Origin of the sequence: Mucilaginibacter sp. MD40 (genome assembly GCF_002288635.1) — a bacterium.
Taxonomy (GTDB): Bacteria; Bacteroidota; Bacteroidia; order Sphingobacteriales; family Sphingobacteriaceae; genus Mucilaginibacter.
This window is the reverse complement of record NZ_NRSW01000001.1, coordinates 2,700,202-2,718,011: the sequence shown is the minus strand read 5'-3', so window position 1 is coordinate 2,718,011 and position 17,810 is coordinate 2,700,202. Positions and strand designations below refer to the sequence as shown.

The window sequence follows — 17,810 nt, the reverse complement described above, 5'->3', positions numbered from 1 at the left end:
TTGCTTATGGCCAAATACCAATTATTACTGCCAAAAATGGGGGAAAGCGTTGCGGAAGCGACGATAATCAAATGGAACAAAAAGCCGGGCGATTATATTGAAGTAGATGAGGCAGTTATGGAAATCGCTACTGATAAAGTAGACTCAGAAGTTCCATCTCCTGTATCCGGAAAGCTCGTTGAGCAGCTTTGCAAAGAGAATGATGTAGTGCAGGTTGGTGCTGTAATAGCCATAATAGAAACAGAATCTGGAGATGAAAATTCTGCCGATCAAGCCTCACAGAACCCCGTTGTTGAAACACATGTAACTGAATTTCAGCAAACTGAAACAGCCCCGCAAGAAACCGAAAAAGAAGAAACTGAAGTTCATGCCGCAGAGGTACCCGGTATCAGTCAACTGGCTGAAAGGGATGAGCCAATTGTAACCGGCGTAAAATATGAAAACCGTTTTTATTCGCCTTTAGTTAGAAACATTGCTATGCAGGAGAGCATCAGCAATGACGAGCTTGACCGTATACCCGGAACAGGCGCGGAAGGCCGTTTAACCAAAGATGATCTGCTTGAGTACCTGAATAAACGCGGTTATCAGCCATCAAAAACTTACGGGCAACCATCAACAACTCAATCCGGGCATCACAATCCTGAAACACCACTACAACCGGCCCCTGTTAATAGCCAGCAACAAGTGCAGCCCGCCCAGGAAGTAACTAAAGAAAAGCCTGGTAACGATAATACGAAACAAGCTGCTGCAGCACCGTCAAGTACTACCTCTGTTTCGGGCGGACAGGAAATCATTGAGATGGATCGTATGCGTAAGCTGATTGCTGAACATATGGTTTACAGCAAACAGACATCACCACACGTAACTTCATTTGTTGAAGCAGATGTTACTGAACTGGTAATGTGGCGTGACAGGGTTAAGAGCAGCTTTGAAAAGCGCGAAGGGGAGAAGATAACCTTTACGCCTATATTTATTGAGGCGGTTGTAAAAGCGATTAAGGATTTCCCGATGATCAATGTTTCGGTAAACGGTACGCAAATCATTAAGAAAAAGGATATCAACATTAGTATGGCCACAGCTTTACCAAACGGTAACCTGATAGTGCCTGTAATTAAAAAAGCCGATGAGCTTAGCTTAATAGGCTTAACAAAAGCGGTTAATAACCTGGCAGACAGAGCCCGTAATAATAAACTAAACCCCGACGACGTACGTGATGGTACTTTTACCTTAACCAATGTAGGTTCGTTTGGTAATGTAATGGGCACGCCTATTATCAACCAGCCGCAGGTAGCTATTTTGGCGGTAGGTGCCATTAAAAAGAAACCTGCCGTAGTAGAAACCCCGCAAGGCGATGCTATTGCCATAAGGCATATGATGTTCCTTTCGTTATCTTATGACCATAGGGTGGTTGATGGTGCTTTGGGTGGTTCGTTTGTAAGCAGGGTTGCCCAATACCTTGAAAAGTGGGATCCTAACAGAAGTTTATAGTACCAGATATAGTTAATTTAATTTGTGAGTTCTAAGTAAAAAGGCTTCCCGAAAGGAAGCCTTTGTTTTTTAGTGTTCTTACTTGGTTGATTGATAGTTTAAAACTGTTGCAGGGCCCTCATCATTGAAGTTTCTGGTCAGCATTTCATAGGTTATCTTAAGCCACAAGATAAACGCAGGCAAAGCCAGTAATGCATATTTTACAATGTAATCTTTTCTTATATCAGGCGGGAACAGGTCTGATGCGCCAAAACCGGTTAACAGTAATGTGAAAATAAATACCAGTCGCTCAAAACCTGTAATAGGCCGCTTAAGATTAACATACCATATCCCAAACCCAATAAACGCGATAATATAAGTTGGCGGTTCAGAACCGGTACTGAAAATTACTGTAAAAACTAATACAGAAGCTATTAATAGTAGTTGATATTTTATGTTTCGCCAAAATTTAATTCTCAGCATGGAGGCCCCAAATAATAATAGGGCCGGGGCGAGCACCAATAGGTTGGAAAGGTTTTTAACATGAAATATTTTAGTGATCATGCCCATTACGCTTACATTACCGCGATATGATACCAGGTTGGCTGCGTTCTTGGCTTGCAGGTCGGGATACCAATCTTTATAGGTTTGAATGATATATGATGGCGATGAAACCAGCATGGGTAGAACAAACAGTACAGCTGACCAAAACAGCAGACTGAGGATGAATTTCAGTTTATTGTCCGAAAAGAAAAAGAAGGCCAGCCCAACTATGCCGTACAATTTTATGGCTGTACCAATAATGATCATCAAGGCTGCCCAAAAATCCTTTTGATTGCGTATTAATATAAAGCTAAAGATAACCAACGAGGCAATGAGCGGATTTACCTGTACGTTGCCGGAAGAACCCATTATGGCATTTACATTCAACAACAATACAATTGTTTTTTGATGCTCGTTGAGCGGAAGTTTGATGATAGCGTAGTAGGTTATCCAAGTAAGAAAGAGCACCCAAAGTATAACACCAATTTGATTGGGAAAGAAAGTAAACGGCGCTATAATTAAACCAAATACCGGCCCGTAATGATTGAGGTCATAATAGTACTGCGGTTCGGGTCCGAAGAGGCTTTTCTGATGTATAAGGTTTAGATAGTTGTGCTTGTATATGATATAGTTGTTATGCGATGTTTCTTTGTTTTCAGGGTGTAAAATAATGTCTTTAGTAACGGCGAATAAACTCAGACCAAACCAAAGCCAAACAACAAATGTGCGATTAAACAGGATGCGTTTAAGTTTCTCCATTATAAAATTATAAGCCGCTAAATTACAGAATATACCAAAACAAAAAAGGTTGCCTGTTTTAGCAAGGCAACCTTTAACCAATAAGTAGCTATGTTATATAGCTGCTTCGTATTTCTTTGCCGATGCTAATGTTACACCAGTCAGCTGGTCGGCAAAGGCTATAAAAGCCCTTCCATTAGCAATGGCATCTGCATGTTCAATAAGGTTTTGCAGGTTTATTTTGCCTATCACAAACTTATAATCGCCAGAGTAAAAGCGTTCTTGTATGTGGTCAAATTCCAGTAGTTCAACCAGAGCCTCGTCCTCATAACGCAGATATATGTTTATTTCTACGTTATTGGTGAACTGCAAGTTAGTTAGGCCTTTGGCCTTTTTATATTCATAAGCATAGTTATACCGTAAAGCGGCTATGTCTGATAACACGGCAGAGCCGGTAGGGTGGCCCCCGGCGCCTTTACCGAAAAAGAATTGCTGATCGGCAAACGCGGCCTGTACTGTTACACCATTGTATTCGTACTCTACATTGTACAGAAACTCAGTTTCATTAACAAATTTTGGCAGTACAAAAAGGCTTACATGGCGGTCATCAAGTTCCTTGGCTACAGGTACCAGTTTAATTTTCAGGTTCTTTTCACGCGCGTATTGCAGGTCTTTAGCGCCAAGGTTTTGTATGCCAATGTTTAATACATCTTCCGGATCAATTACAACGCCGTAAGCATGAGCAGCAGCTATTATTAACTTATATTTTGCATCATACCCGCCAACATCCATTGTTGGGTCGGTTTCTGCAAAGCCCAGATCTTGTGCCTGCTTCAATGCAGAATTGTAATCAAGCCCCTCAATAAAACCTTTTGAAAGAATGTAGTTTGATGAACCATTGAATATGCCGCTTATGGAATGTAGCAACTCATTATCGTAATATTCTTCAAGGTTACGTATGATAGGGATACTACCACATACAGCTCCTTCATACAACAATGACGTGCCGTGTTTGTGCTGCAACTCTATAAGTTCATCAAGGTAAGTAGCGATCATTTTCTTGCTGGCCGATACCACGTTTTTGCCTGAACTTAGTGCCCTGGAAACAATCTCGAAAGCGGCTTCTGTGTCATTTATTAATTCAACCACTGTATTGATTTCAGGGTTGTTCAATATCTCGTCACGGTCGGTAGTGAACAGTTCTTTAGGTAGCGTACGCTCTTTTTCGGGGTTTTTAATGGCTATCTTAACAATTTCAAGGTTAAGATTTTTAGTTTTAATAATGTCATAAAGCCCCTGGCCAACAACGCCAAAACCAAAGAGGCCAATGTTAAGTTTCTTGCTCATTAAGCTATTTTTTGCAATTCAATAATTTTTCCTTTTACATCCGTTTTCAGGAAGGATGTGATCACCTTTGTAAGATCTTCTGTTTCAATCAGGAAACCGTCATGTCCATAAAATGAATCCAGCTCGGCAAAAGCTGATTTTGGTATATGCCTAAAGAGGTACTGCTGCTCTTCGATGGGAAAAAGCAGGTCTGATTTTATACCAATTACCAGTGTACGCGCCTTAACCAGGCTAAGGGCATTATCAACACCATGCCTGCCACGGCCAACATTGTGTGAATCCATCGCTTTTGACAGATACCAGTAGCTGTAGGCGTTAAAGCGGTTAACCAATTTCTGGCCCTGGTAGTTCTGATAGCCTGCAGCTTTATAATTTTCAGGAATATTATTGCCTGTTTCCTGCTGGGTAATACTGTAAGTTTTGTAGTTGCGATATGATAATAACGCGATGCTTCTCGCAGTTTTTAAGCCTTTTGCTCCTCCTTCGGGACTGCCGGCGTAAAAAGTGCGATCAGTAGAAATGGCCAGTCTTTGCGACTCGTTAAAAGCAATTCCCCATGGCGAATGCACGGCGTTAGTAGCTATCAGTATAAGGTTCTTTATTCTTTCAGGTTCAATAATACTCCATTCCAACGCCTGTTGGCCACCCAGTGATCCACCCAGAAGGAGCTCAATATGATCAATTCCCAGATGATCGGCCAGGAGTTGATGAGCTTTAACAATATCTCTGATGGTATATTCCGGGAACGCCAGATAGTAAGGCTGCCCTGTGGCCGGGTTAATACTTAAAGGATTGGTGCTACCATAAGGCGACCCCAAAACATTGGCGCACACAATAAAATAATCGTCCGGGTTAAAATGGTCTTCGGGGCCAAAAAGTCCTTTCCACCAGTCAAAAACATCGGAATTTGCAGTGAGGGCATGGCATACCCACACTACATTATCCCGGTTTTTATTGAGCGAGCCGTAGGTATGATAACCTACTTCAATACCTGGTAATTTACGGCCAAGCTCCAGTTCAAAAGTTTCTGTATATGTAAAAATCTGTGTACTCATTTTATTATTTAGTTATTGGGGGAGCAGGGACCCGCTCCCCGTAACTATCACTTAAAAACTAAAAAACTAATCAAAATAATTTATGCGTATAAGGATTCACTGATTTTAGCAAACGCCTGTTCAAAGTCGGCTTTAATATCATCAATATGCTCTATGCCCACTGATACCCGCAAAAGCGCCGGTGTAACACCTGCCGAAAGCTGTTCGGCGCTGCTCAATTGCTGGTGTGTGGTTGCTGATGGTTGTATAATCAACGTTTTCGAGTCGCCCACATTTGCCAGGTGACTAACCAGCTTCAAATTATCAATAACTATTGACGCGTTTCCCTGACCACCCTTTACTTCAAATGAAAGCACGGCGCCAAAACCGTTCTTTAAATATTTTTTAGCGTTAGCGTGATGGGGTGACGATTCAAGGCCCGGATAATTTACTTTCTCTATTTGAGGGTGTTGTTCCAGCCATTTGGCAAGTTCAAGGGCATTGTCTACATGGCGTTGTACCCTTAATGATAAGGTTTCTAAACCCTGTATATTCAGCCATGAGTTAAATGGAGACTGTGCTGGGCCAAAATCTCTTAAACCTTCTACTCGTGCTCTTATTATAAAATTGATGTTGCCGAACGGGCCGTTAATGCCAAACACATCGTTAAAGATCAATCCGTGGTAGCCTTCGCTTGGCTCAGTAAATTGAGAGAACTTACCATTGCCCCAATTGTAGTTGCCACCATCTACAATCACGCCCCCAATGCTGGTTCCGTGTCCGTTTATCCATTTAGTGGTTGATTCAACTACGATGTGCGCCCCGTGCTGTAACGGGCGGAACAGGTAGCCACCTGCACCAAATGTATTATCTACTATCAGTGGCAGATCATGTCGTTTAGCCAGTTCAGCTATCTTTTCAAAATCGGGTATGTTAAAGCCCGGGTTACCAATGCTTTCTAAATAAATGGCTTTTGTATTGCCATCAATGCGTTTTTCAATATTTTCTGCTGTATCATCTTCAGCAAAGCGAACCTCAATACCTAAACGTTTAAAAGCTACTTTAAACTGGTTGTAAGTACCACCATATAAATAGGGTGAGGTAACAAAGTTGTCGCCGGCCTGCAAAATGTTATTCAGAGCGATGAATTGCGCCGATTGGCCCGAAGCCGTGGCTAAAGCTGCAACACCACCCTCTAAAGCCGCGATCCTTTTCTCGAGAACATCCGTAGTGGGGTTCATTAAGCGGGTATAAATATTCCCGAATTCTTTTAATGCAAACAGGTTGGCACCGTGTTCGGCATTATTAAATACGTATGATGTAGTTTGATATAAAGGTACGGCGCGAGAGCCTGTAGTAGGGTCAATTTCCTGACCGGCATGTAGTTGTAATGTTTCGAATTTTAGAGCAGACATGGTAGTATCTTTTAAGAATGATTTAAACTGAGATGGATCAACGCATACGGATAGAACTATCCTAAGCAGGGTAACACGTATTTTTCAGGAAACAGAAAAGGTAACGTGTACTGCATCAACAGCAGCAGCAACACATGCACATACAATCAGCAGAAGGATTGTAAATAGCAGATACACCCGTTAGGGTTGGCAATGTGTTTTGTTGGGCTAAATAAATCAGACGTTTCATTTGACTATTAATTTATATCCCCCGGGTAACCTATTTTCCGGGACAGGAATTGGCACCTTCTGCACCTTGCAGGGTTGCCAGCGGTTCTTAGAGCCTGATCTCTCGCCGCTTCTTTATAAATCAACATCCTTGTGAGGGAAAATTGATCGTGGTATTGCTACCAAATAATGTTTCAAATATAGGGCAACAGGAATGTATAATCCAAATAAAATTTTTAGTTAATTTTACTATCTATTGATAATCAATTAATTGAATTAACTAAGAGCTTGTTCTAAATCCGCTATCAGATCGTCAATATGCTCTAATCCTACAGATACCCTTAATAAATTAAACGGTGTTTTTGTGTCGGGCCCTTCAACAGATGCGCGATGCTCAATCAAACTTTCCACACCACCCAAACTGGTAGCCTGTGTAAATATCTTTAAGGCATTGATTACTTTTTTGGCCTCGTCTTCGCCTCCTTTTAACGTAAAAGACATCATAGCGCCCGGAAGCAGCATTTGATCTTTAACGATATCACTTTGCGGGTGCGATACCAAACCAGGATACATTACCTCTTCAACACTGGGGTGGCTCTCCAGAAAAGCGGCCAGTAAGCGAGCATTATGCACATGGCCGCGTACACGATACGGAAGCGTTTTAATACTGCGTACCAAATAGTAACAATCCATAGGGGAGGGTACGGCGCCGCCCATAGTTTGTACATTACGTATTTTTTCCCACCACTCATCTTTTTCAGCGGTAATGAGTGCGCCACCCATCAGATCGCTGTGGCCGCCAAAGTATTTGGTAGAGGAATGCATTACCAGATCGGCACCCAGTAAGAGTGGCTGCTGGCAAACCGGCGTAGCAAATGTATTATCGCAAACCACTTTAATGTGATGCTCTTTAGCTATGGCTACCGCTTTTTTTATATCCGTAATTTTAAGCAGCGGGTTTGATGGCGTTTCAATCCATAAAAGCTCGGTATTGGGTTTTATGTGGGCGCGAAGTATCTCATCATCATTTACATCTATGAATTCAAATTCCAGTATACCTGCAAACAGCTGTTTCAACTGATTACGCAGGCCATGATACATATCATCAGGTGCTATAATGTGAGTTCCTGGTGTAAGTGATTGAAAAACAGACATGCCTGCTGCATTACCCGATGAAAAAGCGGCAGCATCCGCACCATTCTCTAATTGAGCCAGTACTTTTTCCAAAGCATCCCTGTTAGGGTTAGCTGCACGGCTGTATTGGTAGCCGGAGGAAAATCCACCATCGGCATCGCGCTCAAAGGTGGTTGCCATTATTATGGGTTGCACAACTGCTTTTGATGTTGCATCGGTATGGTTGCCTGCGTGTACAGCGATGGTTTCTATTTTCATTTTTGTAGATATAAGCGCTCAAATTAAATAAGAATATCGCAAAATGCGCTTAAAATTCTATTTTTGCTGAAAGTTTAAGTTCGCGTTAGTATGCGAACGGTGTTTTTATACTATTTATTAAAATTTAAATCATAGTTGTAGATGATTAACATTACCCTACCAGATGGTTCCGTTCGTGCCTACGATAAAGGGATCACTTCTATGCAGATAGCGCAGTCTATCTCCGAAGGATTAGCAAGAAATGTATTAGCCGCCGAGGTTGACGGCGAAGTTTGGGACGCCAGCCGCCCGATTGAACAGGACGCGAGCGTAAAGCTGCTGACCTGGAACGACGCGAAAGGAAAGGCTACTTATTGGCATTCTTCGGCACACTTAATGGCCGAGGCACTGGAAGCGCTCTATCCGGGTACCAAATTTGGTATTGGCCCGGCTATTGAAACCGGCTTTTATTACGATGTTGATTTTGGTGACCGCGAGTTTTCTTCTGAAGAGTTCAAAAAGATAGAAGACAAAATGGTGGAGCTGGCCAAAACCAAAAGCGATTACATTCGCAAGCCGGTAAGCAAGGCTGATGCTATTGAATATTTTACTGAAAAAGGTGATGAGTACAAGCTCGACCTGATAAAGGACCTGCCTGACGGTTCTATCACTTTTTATACCCAGGGTAACTTTACCGATCTTTGCCGCGGCCCGCATATTCCCAATACAGGCCATATCAAGGCTGTTAAATTAATGAGTATGGGCGGCGCTTACTGGCGCGGCGACGAAAGCCGTAAACAGTTAACCCGCATTTATGGCGTTACCTTCCCCAAAGCAAGTGAACTTGCTGAATATGTGCATATGATCGAGGAGGCCAAAAAGCGCGATCACCGTAAATTAGGGAAAGAGCTGGAACTATTTACTTTTAGTGAAAAAGTGGGTATGGGCTTGCCCTTATGGTTGCCAAAAGGAACCGCTTTACGTGAGCGTTTAACAAACTTTTTACAGCGTGCGCAGGTTAAAGCAGGTTACGAGCAGGTAATTACGCCGCATATTGGTCACAAGAACCTGTATGTAACCTCGGGGCACTATGAAAAGTATGGCGCTGATTCTTTCCAGCCGATCAGAACACCACAGGAAGGAGAGGAGTTTTTCCTGAAACCCATGAACTGCCCGCATCACTGTGAGATATACAAGGCCAAACCACGTTCATATAAGGATCTTCCGGTTAGGCTGGCTGAGTTTGGTACCGTTTACCGTTACGAACAAAGCGGCGAGTTACATGGCCTAACCAGGGTACGTGGTTTTACTCAGGACGATGCCCACTTGTTTTGCCGCCCGGACCAGGTGAAGGACGAGTTTAAAAAAGTGATCGACCTGGTATTATACGTTTTCAGCGCTTTGGGTTTTGATAATTATACAGCACAGGTATCACTACGCGACCCTAATAATAAAGCGAAGTATATAGGGACAGATGAGAACTGGGCACTGGCCGAGTCTGCTATTATTGAAGCCGCCGAAGAGAAGGGCTTGCCAACCGTAGTTGAATACGGCGAGGCTGCTTTTTATGGCCCTAAGCTTGACTTTATGGTTAAAGATGCTCTTGGCCGAAAATGGCAGTTGGGCACTATACAGGTAGATTATAACCTGCCTGAGCGTTTTGAACTGGAATACACAGGCAGCGACAACCTGAAACACCGCCCGGTAATGATTCACCGCGCACCGTTTGGTTCTTTGGAACGATTCGTTGCGGTATTAATTGAACATTGCGGTGGTAATTTCCCGTTATGGCTATCCCCGGAGCAATTTATCATACTTCCGATATCTGAAAAGTATGAAGATTATGCAAAAAAACTTTCAGATGAGTTAAAAGATTCCGATATTTGCGGGCTGATTGACTTTAGGGATGAAAAAATTGGTCGCAAAATACGCGACGCTGAAGTGAAAAAGATACCATATATGCTCATTGTGGGCGAAAAAGAAGCAGCTGAAGGCAAGGTTTCTGTTCGCAAACATGGTACAGGAGATTTGGGCAGTATGAGCATTGAGGAATTTAAACAACAAATAATAAAAGAAATAACAGTATAACTTGGCATTAAACAGACCTTTCAACAGAGGACCAAGGCCTCCTTTTAAGAAAAAAGAAGCCGAACATAACATTAACCAGTTTATCCGCGCTCAGGAAGTGCGCCTTGTTGGCGATAACGTTGAGCAGGGGGTTTATCCTTTAAAAGAAGCCCTTGCTATAGCGCAAGAGCTTGAACTTGACCTGGTTGAGATATCTCCAAACGCTAACCCGCCGGTTTGTAAGATAACGGATTACAATAAGTTTATCTACGAACAGAAGAAAAAGCTGAAAGAGATAAAAAGTAATGCCAAGCAAACGGTTATCAAGGAAATCCGTTTCGGACCGAACACTGATGATCATGACTTTGATTTCAAATTGAAGCATGCCACTAAGTTTTTAGAATCAGGCGAGAAGGTAAGGGCTTACGTTCACTTTAAAGGCCGTGCAATTGTTTACAAAGAACAGGGCGAGATATTATTGCTTCGTTTTGCACAAGCGCTTGAAGAAGTTGGTAAAGTAGAGCAGCTGCCAAAGCTTGAAGGTAAGCGAATGTTTTTAACAGTAGCACCTAAAGCAGCTAAAAAATAAGATTTGCGTATTTCAGATGTGCAGATGTGCAGATGAAAACGTTTAATGAGTAAACCCGCAGGTGGAATGATTTGCACATTTGCATATCTGTACATTTGCACATTTATATAAATAGAGTTATGCCAAAAATGAAAACCAATTCCAGTGCTAAAAAGCGCTTTAAGCTTACTGGAACCGGTAAAATTGCAAGAAAAAACGCATACAAAAGCCACATCTTAACCAAGATGTCTACTAAACGTAAGCGTGCCCTTGGTCAGACAAGTTTAGTATCTGAAGCTGACATGGGTAACGTAAAACGTATGCTTTGTATCGGCAAGTAATTAATTAATTTTTAACCAGGTATTAGAGTCAAAAGCTTCCGGATAAACGGAACACTCACTACCAAAAAGAAAACAAAATGCCACGTTCAGTTAACGCAGTAGCGTCGAGAAGACGCAGGAAAAGAATCATGAACCTCGCCAAAGGTTATTGGGGTTCACGCAGCAAAGTTTACACTATTGCTAAAAACACAGTTGAAAAAGGTTTACAGTACGCTTACCGCGACCGTAAAACCAAAAAACGCGAATTCAGAGCTCTTTGGATTCAACGTATCAACGCTGGTGCACGTCAGCACGGTATATCTTACTCTCAATTAATGGGTAAGTTAGCCGCTAAAGAGATCGGTTTAAACCGTAAGGTATTAGCTGATTTAGCGATGAACAATCCTGATGCTTTCAAAGCAATCGTTGACGCTGTAAAATAATTTTAGCACAACGCATAAGAAAGCCCCTGCCATTCGGCGGGGGCTTTTCTATTTAATACTGTACTACAATCCTACGCTTGGTGCTCCGTTACCCGGTTTGCCATTCAGATCGTCTAAGTGCGATCTGTATTTCGAATCTTGTTGCTTTTTCGTGTTATCGTCATCAGAGTCGACGATTGTCTCTTCAATGATTATCGCGACTGGCTCGTTGTCATATTTCTCTGAAGGCATACCGCCATCAATATCCATGTACTGCTTAAAGTTGCGAACATCATTATCTACCAGGTTTTTAAATACCGGGTTTAAGATATGGGCAATGCTACCGCCGAAACCGCCGGCCGGTGGTCGGTAAGATATTACTACATCTATTAAGGTTCCTTCACCATCAGGGCTATCCTGGAAGGTAACCTTGCCGGCATTGTCTATCATTGAATCGGGTAGAGAACTCCAACCGATGCTGTAACCCGGCTCATCTTTAACAATCTCAGCATCCCAGCTTACATGTGCTGATCCTATTGGCAGTTTTAGCACCCAATGTGATCTGGTGTCGCTAATAATTTCAACGCTTTCCAGATGTTTCATAAACAGGGGCAGATTATCCAGCTTGCGCCAAAAATCATACACTTCCTGTCGCGGCTTATTCACCAGGTAAGATGAACGAATGTTCACGTTAACCGGCTCAAGTGAATTACGGCCCATTGCAGAATATAGGTCGCAGTGACCGGTAACGCCACGGTTAAGCAGATACCCGCCTGCGCCTAATTTGATGATACTGCTAAACGGACTTTTAAATATTCCTTTGAAACCGCTGAGTGCAAGTTTAACACCTGCAGCTATAGATAATGTGCGTTCTGCCTGAGAAAGGTTGATGCTTTCAGAACGGGGTTCAATATCGGCCGTTGTTTCTCTCCATCTATTTGGTGCTGTCAATGTTGTCATAATGTGTCTGTTATACTTTAAACAACCATCATAACCATGCCAAATTTGTTTTATTAAAAATTATTTTACCTTACAGTTTACTTTTTTCGTGTCCAACCAATTTCACAAAAGCTTTCATTAAAGGGTTAGCAAACCTGTATTTTATGTTTATACCTTTCCCAATTTTCTCTAAAATTTCGCCACGCTCAAGTTTGCAGAGCATACCCAAATTATAAGTTATGGCCTCTCTTATCTTTTGATTATTTGTGTGTTTATTGTAAGCATCTAAAATTTGACCGGTTGTTGAACATTCATATACATCGGTATCGGCAATAGCTACTGCGAGTAGTACATCTTCAAATTGAGTTTTTACTTTCGAGGAAATCGTAGCTTTACGATAAGAATTTCTTAATTGCTGTTGAGCATTTTCTATTGCTTCTTTTACCGCAAAGTCGAAATCTGATTGATCTATTTCATTTTTATTATTCTCCAAAGCCGATTTTGAAGCGTATTTGCTAAGGAGGTGAGTATAATGGGGGAAACCTGATGAATATTCAATAATTTTACCTTTAATTTCAGGTTTTATTTGTAATGGAATCTTATTTAATCCGTTTGTAACAATTTGCCCTAATTCTTCTTTAGACATTCGCGGCATTTTGACTTGCCGTAGACATCTTTCTAAAGAAGGATGGTTACCTATTAAGTCATCAACGTTTTCTGCAATGCCTACAAGTAAAATCGTAACATTACTTGAGTTATCTGATAGAGATTTTATTGTATCAGCAAATTTGATTTTGGTATATTCATCTTCAATACTATCAAATTCGTCGAATATGAATAGTAACGGATTAGTTAAATTTTCAAAAATATTTTGGATATCGGTTGAGTCGACATCCTCTTTTTCTGGTAGAAATAAATTCAGTTGATAAATATTTTGCCGTTCATGAGCCCTATATCCGATGCTTTTTTCCATATTAGAAAATTCGACCTTTTTAAGAGCTTTGTTCCATAAATCTTTGAACTTTTCAGTTCTATTGCACGTGGTTTTGGAAGTTATTATATCGGGTAGAACAGTGGCAATTATATTAGCCAATGAAGTTTTTCCAACGCCTCTTTCTCCATATAATACTGCATGTTGACCGCGTTCCAAAACGGCACTATGTACCTTTTGAATTTGATCTATCCTTCCAAAGAATAAATCTCTTTGCTGTATTGGTGCAGATGGAGAAAAGACTGATTCAAGCGTCTCTAACTTTTTTATTATATCATTTGCCATTATGTTAAGGAGTTATGATTGATTTCTAAAGATAACAATTGTTTACTACATTTGCTGCGCTTTAGGTTTTGATACCACCGTAAGTTGGTGTCAGATTAAAAGGGAATACGGTGTAAATCCGTAACTGTCCCGCAGCTGTAAGCTCCGTCAACCAACATCCGTAATAATTGCCACTGTGTGCTATAACGCGCATGGGAAGGCAGGATGAAGGGGAGCAAGTCAGAATACCTGCCTTGGCGTTATATTATTCATGGCTTTCGTGGATTGAAGCGTGGATGTGATTCAACGGCAAATCAATTGCCCGTTATTGCGTCTGCTATTTCTTTTTTCGCTGCCATGCTTATTAGTTATGAAAGGCAGCAAAGTAATCAAAAAATCGATAATTTATTTTAGGGCTACCCTGGTAACCACATTGCTGCCTGTTGCCGCTGTTTTTGCACAAACAGACACCAGTCGCACACTTAATGAAGTTTCTATCAACGCCCACAAAGCTCTTGTAGTCCCCTCAATTACGCCATCACAGCAGATTAACAATCAGGACTTTATTAAATCAGGCTCTTTTAACGTGGCGGATGCCGTTAGAAACTTCAGTGGTGTTAATATTAAAGATTACGGTGGCATCGGCGGCATAAAAACCATATCGGTACGTGGTTTAGGCGCAGGCCATACGGCGGTTTTTTATGACGGACTACAACTGAACGATGCAGAAACCGGACAGATCGATCTAAGTAAACTCAGCCTGATCAATATCCGCTCTATAACGCTTTATAACGGGCAGCCCGATAACCTGCTGCAACCAGCGAGGGCTTTTGCCGCCGCAAGCCTGCTCAGCTTGCAAACTATGCCTCCCCAATTGAGTAAAAATAAGCCTTATGAGATCACTACAGGAGTAAAGGCAGGTAGCTTTGGCCTTTTTAATCCTTATGTGCTATATCAGCAACGATTGAGTGAGCGCTGGACGGCAGTTATGACAAGTAACTACATCAATGCCAACGGCCGCTATAAATTTAATACGCCAAATGATGGTAGTGATACCCTATCTACAAGGCATAACAGCCAGGTGCGATCATTACAAACCGATGCATCGCTTTACTGGAATAAGAACGATAGCAGCCTTTTTAGCCTGCACGCTAATTTCTACAACGCCAAACGAGGCTTGCCCGGTGCTGTGGTGTTCTATACCGAATCGCCGGGCGAGAAACTGGATAACGATGACATATTACTGCAAGCTTCGTATAAACATATCTGGAAAAATAGTTTGCAATTGTTATTGAGCAGCAAGGTTTCTCAATTAAAAACCCGATACCTGGATTCGCCTTACTTTAATACGCAGGGTTATATTTTACAGCATTATAAACAGCGAGAGGCTTACCAGTCGGCTGCTATCTCTTACAACATTACAAACAATTGGGCGATATCCTACGCTGCTGATGGTTCATACACTAAAGTAGATGCCGACATCTACAAATATGCTTATCCATCACGGTTCACATTGCTCAATGTGCTGGCGAGTAAAGTTAAATTTAATAGGTGGGAGCTTGCCGGGAATTTGTTGCACACTTATATCAACGAGAAAGTTGAAAGGGGTAAAGCCTTTCACCAATCACCGGTGTTATCGCCAACGTTGATGCTGTCGGTTCAACCTTTTAACTCGAAGGAATTAAAGTTAAGGGCTTTTTACAAAAACATCTTCCGGGCGCCAACGCTTGATGAGCTTTATTATTTCGCTTTTGTTGATCGAATTATCAAGCCCGAATTAGTTAAGCAATATGACCTTGGGGCTATTTATGATAAAGACCTTAGCGACTTGCTAAGTTATGTGTTTGTTAGCGCAGACGTTTATTACAACAACGTGCGCGACAAGATCATTGGCATACCAAGCACCAATCCGGCTGTTTTTTCTTTTAGCAATGTCGGTAAAGTAGATATTAAAGGGCTGGATCTCGGTATAAAAACCGCTACAAGAAATTTGGGTGACTGGTACCTTTCATTAATGGCGAATTATACATACCAGCAAGCGCTTGATGTAACAGACCCTACTTCAAGCACCTACTTGCAGCAAATAGCTTATACACCCAAACACACCTTTGCTTTAAACGCAGGTATAAACTTTAAAAAGTTAGGTGTTTACTACAACCAGGTTATTTCATCAAAAAGAAATTACAATGGCGACAATGACCCCGAGCATAATGTACCGGGCTATGCTGTGGGAGATGTTTCTCTACTTTACAACACAAACATCAATCATTTGCCTTTACGTCTTTCGATAGAGGCAAACAACATATTTAACAAATACTATGCGATCATCCAGAGCTATCCAATGCCGGGGCGCTCGTATCGTTTAACCATGCAAATAACCATTTAAATATATCAATATGAACAAACTTCAACTTAAAGGTTTAATCGCGATAGCAGCACTCGCTACGGTATTCTCATCATGCCGCAAAGACAGGGTAACACCAGATCCGGTGGATCCGGTTGTAAAGGCAAACGGCATTTATATACTTAATGAAGGTAACTTTAGCCGCAATAACAGCTCGCTTACCTTTTTTAGCATATCATCACAAACCACTATATCAGATATTTTTAAAACCCAGAACGGCCGTGGTTTGGGCGATACCGGTAACGATGCTAAAGTATATGGCTCAAAAATGTACATCGCAGTTAACGTTTCAAGTACAATTGAGGTAGTTGATGCAAAAACAGCTAAGGCTATTAAACAAATAAAACTGTCTAATGGAGGCGTTGACAGGCAGCCACGCAGCATTGTTTTCAATAAAAACAAAGCTTTTATTTCCTCTTATGATGGCACGGTAGCAGTTTTAGATACCGCAAGCCTTACCGTAGATAAATACATTACAGTAGGCCGTAACCCTGAAGAGATGGTGATATCAAACGGTAAACTATATGTTGCTAACTCCGGCGGTTTAGATTATGCAAACCCTGATAAAACAGTGTCTGTCATTGATTTAAATACACTTACCGAAACTAAAAAAATAGATATTACGACCACTAATCCTATTAATATTGCTGCCGATGCTTATGGCGATGTTTACGTTTTGGCTTATGGTACCGACTATCCGTCGAAACCTAAATTAGTTATCATTGATAATAAAACGGATGCAGTTAAAGCTTCTAATGACATTAACGCCGGTTACGGTACATCATTCATTGTGGTAGGCGATGATGCATATTACATTACTGATTCAGGAAAGATCTCGGTTTACAGTGTGAAAACAGAATCGGTTCGTAAAGAAAATTTCATTACCGATGGTACTACGTTCAAAGCGCCTTATGCCCTGGCAGTAGATGCAGCTACAGGGCAGGTTTACGTAACCGATGCTATTGATTATTCATCAAACGGCAGGTTGTACACTTTTAACAGTACCGGTAAAAACCAGGATGTTAACAACAAGGGTTACGTTACTGATACCGGCATTAACCCTGGCACTATTGTTTTACTTACTAAATAGCCCTTTTATTTACACTGCTTATTAGGTAAATTTGCACAACAATAAGTTTATATGTTAAACCAAAACAAAAACATCCGTAATATAGTACTTGTAACCATGGTGCTGGCTGCCATAGCAATGCGCCTGGTGAATACACAGTTCCCGGCTTTAAGTAATTTTACTCCTGTAGGTGCTGTTGCCTTATTTGGTGGTGCTTACTTTACAGATAAATGGAAAGCATATGTAGTGCCTCTTTTAGCGCTTTTTATAAGCGATATGATAATTAATTATATGTACGCGGGTAAATTTACATTCTATAATAGTTCGTTATTTATGTATGCTTGCTTTATGCTGATGGTTTGGGTAGGCACACTGATCAAGAAAGTGACCGCCCTTAATGTGATAGCTGCTTCAATAGTATCTGTAATGATACACTGGTTGGTGATGGATCTGCCATTTGTGTATGGAATGCCAAATACCTGGGCTAATTACGGAACCTTATTGGTGAGGGCCATTTATCCTTTTGAAACCAATATGCTTATAGGTGATGCTATCTATGGCGCTATTTTGTTTGGCGGCTTTGAGCTGGCTAAAAGCAAATACACCATTTTACGTGCCGAGCGCCAATTGGCATTATAAGAAGC

General features: G+C 41.4%; 15 protein-coding genes and 2 riboswitches. Of the genes, 8 read left to right on the top strand and 7 right to left on the bottom strand.

All coding sequences use genetic code 11. The annotated features are described in order from the left end of the window. The first annotated feature begins 6 nt into the window (after positions 1–6). Positions 7–1,488: a dihydrolipoamide acetyltransferase family protein gene (locus tag CKK33_RS12310; protein WP_095704389.1), complete on the top strand. Its 1,482-nt coding sequence runs from the start codon at positions 7–9 to the stop codon at positions 1,486–1,488. A gap of 78 nt (positions 1,489–1,566) precedes the next feature. Here the strand turns inward: CKK33_RS12310 and CKK33_RS12305 are convergent, their stop codons facing one another. The 5 genes from CKK33_RS12305 to CKK33_RS12285 form a co-directional block, all read right to left on the bottom strand. Beyond that, complete coding sequence (locus CKK33_RS12305; RefSeq protein WP_143822953.1) at positions 1,567–2,769, bottom strand: glycosyltransferase family 87 protein; 1,203 nt, start codon at positions 2,767–2,769, stop codon at positions 1,567–1,569. 93 nt (positions 2,770–2,862) lie between these two features. Further along, positions 2,863–4,095 carry a homoserine dehydrogenase gene (locus tag CKK33_RS12300; RefSeq protein WP_095704387.1) on the bottom strand — a complete coding sequence of 411 codons (1,233 nt, stop codon included), beginning with the start codon at positions 4,093–4,095 and terminating at the stop codon, positions 2,863–2,865. Then, complete coding sequence (metX, locus tag CKK33_RS12295; protein ID WP_095704386.1) at positions 4,095–5,150, bottom strand: homoserine O-acetyltransferase; 1,056 nt, start codon at positions 5,148–5,150, stop codon at positions 4,095–4,097. Before metX ends, CKK33_RS12300 begins: the two co-directional genes overlap by 1 nt. A gap of 80 nt (positions 5,151–5,230) precedes the next feature. Continuing rightward, on the bottom strand, positions 5,231–6,544 hold the full coding sequence (locus tag CKK33_RS12290) for an O-acetylhomoserine aminocarboxypropyltransferase/cysteine synthase family protein (RefSeq protein ID WP_095704385.1): 1,314 nt from the start codon (positions 6,542–6,544) through the stop codon (positions 5,231–5,233). Between the two features lie 238 nt (positions 6,545–6,782). Next, a riboswitch (SAM riboswitch) is annotated at positions 6,783–6,895 on the bottom strand. 132 nt (positions 6,896–7,027) lie between these two features. Next, a complete protein-coding gene (locus CKK33_RS12285) occupies positions 7,028–8,143 on the bottom strand; it encodes a PLP-dependent aspartate aminotransferase family protein (RefSeq protein WP_095704384.1) in 1,116 nt (371 codons plus the stop codon). Between the two features lie 141 nt (positions 8,144–8,284). On the opposite strand from CKK33_RS12285, the gene thrS reads away from it, so the two are divergent. The 4 genes from thrS (at position 8,285) to rplT (ending at position 11,520) form a co-directional block, all read left to right on the top strand. Beyond that, positions 8,285–10,210: a threonine--tRNA ligase gene (thrS, locus tag CKK33_RS12280; protein ID WP_095704383.1), complete on the top strand. Its 1,926-nt coding sequence runs from the start codon at positions 8,285–8,287 to the stop codon at positions 10,208–10,210. A gap of 1 nt (position 10,211) precedes the next feature. Further along, positions 10,212–10,778 (top strand): translation initiation factor IF-3, encoded by a 567-nt coding sequence (gene infC, locus CKK33_RS12275; RefSeq protein WP_095704382.1) that lies wholly within the window; start codon positions 10,212–10,214, stop codon positions 10,776–10,778. A 119-nt stretch (positions 10,779–10,897) separates the two neighbouring features. Beyond that, the gene (gene rpmI, locus CKK33_RS12270; protein ID WP_095704381.1) at positions 10,898–11,098 is read left to right on the top strand and encodes a 50S ribosomal protein L35; all 201 of its coding nucleotides are present in this window, start codon (positions 10,898–10,900) and stop codon (positions 11,096–11,098) included. A gap of 77 nt (positions 11,099–11,175) precedes the next feature. After that, the gene (rplT, locus tag CKK33_RS12265) at positions 11,176–11,520 is read left to right on the top strand and encodes a 50S ribosomal protein L20 (RefSeq protein WP_095704380.1); all 345 of its coding nucleotides are present in this window, start codon (positions 11,176–11,178) and stop codon (positions 11,518–11,520) included. A 63-nt stretch (positions 11,521–11,583) separates the two neighbouring features. Here the strand turns inward: rplT and CKK33_RS12260 are convergent, their stop codons facing one another. Further along, positions 11,584–12,459 carry an SRPBCC family protein gene (locus CKK33_RS12260; protein ID WP_095704379.1) on the bottom strand — a complete coding sequence of 292 codons (876 nt, stop codon included), beginning with the start codon at positions 12,457–12,459 and terminating at the stop codon, positions 11,584–11,586. Positions 12,460–12,529: 70 nt separating this feature from the next. Then, complete coding sequence (locus CKK33_RS12255) at positions 12,530–13,714, bottom strand: AAA family ATPase (protein ID WP_095704378.1); 1,185 nt, start codon at positions 13,712–13,714, stop codon at positions 12,530–12,532. A gap of 46 nt (positions 13,715–13,760) precedes the next feature. Continuing rightward, a riboswitch (cobalamin riboswitch) is annotated at positions 13,761–13,965 on the top strand. 98 nt (positions 13,966–14,063) lie between these two features. Between CKK33_RS12255 and CKK33_RS12250 the strand changes: the two genes are divergently transcribed. The 3 genes from CKK33_RS12250 to CKK33_RS12240 are packed head-to-tail and all read left to right on the top strand — an operon-like array spanning position 14,064 to position 17,805. Beyond that, positions 14,064–16,079 carry a TonB-dependent siderophore receptor gene (locus CKK33_RS12250; RefSeq protein WP_095704377.1) on the top strand — a complete coding sequence of 672 codons (2,016 nt, stop codon included), beginning with the start codon at positions 14,064–14,066 and terminating at the stop codon, positions 16,077–16,079. A gap of 10 nt (positions 16,080–16,089) precedes the next feature. After that, a complete protein-coding gene (locus tag CKK33_RS12245) occupies positions 16,090–17,187 on the top strand; it encodes a DUF5074 domain-containing protein (protein ID WP_095704376.1) in 1,098 nt (365 codons plus the stop codon). 51 nt (positions 17,188–17,238) lie between these two features. After that, on the top strand, positions 17,239–17,805 hold the full coding sequence (locus CKK33_RS12240) for a DUF6580 family putative transport protein (RefSeq protein ID WP_095704375.1): 567 nt from the start codon (positions 17,239–17,241) through the stop codon (positions 17,803–17,805). Positions 17,806–17,810 lie beyond the last annotated feature (5 nt).

What these genes read in the sequence shown, in the direction of transcription:
- CKK33_RS12260 (WP_095704379.1), bottom strand. Translation starts at nt 12,459, where the DNA reads ATGACAACATTGACAGCACCAAATAGATGGAGAGAAACAACGGCCGAT.
- rplT (WP_095704380.1), top strand. Translation starts at nt 11,176, where the DNA reads ATGCCACGTTCAGTTAACGCAGTAGCGTCGAGAAGACGCAGGAAAAGA.
- CKK33_RS12305 (WP_143822953.1), bottom strand. Translation starts at nt 2,769, where the DNA reads ATGGAGAAACTTAAACGCATCCTGTTTAATCGCACATTTGTTGTTTGG.
- CKK33_RS12290 (WP_095704385.1), bottom strand. Translation starts at nt 6,544, where the DNA reads ATGTCTGCTCTAAAATTCGAAACATTACAACTACATGCCGGTCAGGAA.
- CKK33_RS12255 (WP_095704378.1), bottom strand. Translation starts at nt 13,714, where the DNA reads ATGGCAAATGATATAATAAAAAAGTTAGAGACGCTTGAATCAGTCTTT.
- CKK33_RS12240 (WP_095704375.1), top strand. Translation starts at nt 17,239, where the DNA reads ATGTTAAACCAAAACAAAAACATCCGTAATATAGTACTTGTAACCATG.
- CKK33_RS12285 (WP_095704384.1), bottom strand. Translation starts at nt 8,143, where the DNA reads ATGAAAATAGAAACCATCGCTGTACACGCAGGCAACCATACCGATGCA.
- CKK33_RS12310 (WP_095704389.1), top strand. Translation starts at nt 7, where the DNA reads ATGGCCAAATACCAATTATTACTGCCAAAAATGGGGGAAAGCGTTGCG.
- CKK33_RS12245 (WP_095704376.1), top strand. Translation starts at nt 16,090, where the DNA reads ATGAACAAACTTCAACTTAAAGGTTTAATCGCGATAGCAGCACTCGCT.
- rpmI (WP_095704381.1), top strand. Translation starts at nt 10,898, where the DNA reads ATGCCAAAAATGAAAACCAATTCCAGTGCTAAAAAGCGCTTTAAGCTT.
- metX (WP_095704386.1), bottom strand. Translation starts at nt 5,150, where the DNA reads ATGAGTACACAGATTTTTACATATACAGAAACTTTTGAACTGGAGCTT.
- thrS (WP_095704383.1), top strand. Translation starts at nt 8,285, where the DNA reads ATGATTAACATTACCCTACCAGATGGTTCCGTTCGTGCCTACGATAAA.
- CKK33_RS12300 (WP_095704387.1), bottom strand. Translation starts at nt 4,095, where the DNA reads ATGAGCAAGAAACTTAACATTGGCCTCTTTGGTTTTGGCGTTGTTGGC.
- CKK33_RS12250 (WP_095704377.1), top strand. Translation starts at nt 14,064, where the DNA reads ATGAAAGGCAGCAAAGTAATCAAAAAATCGATAATTTATTTTAGGGCT.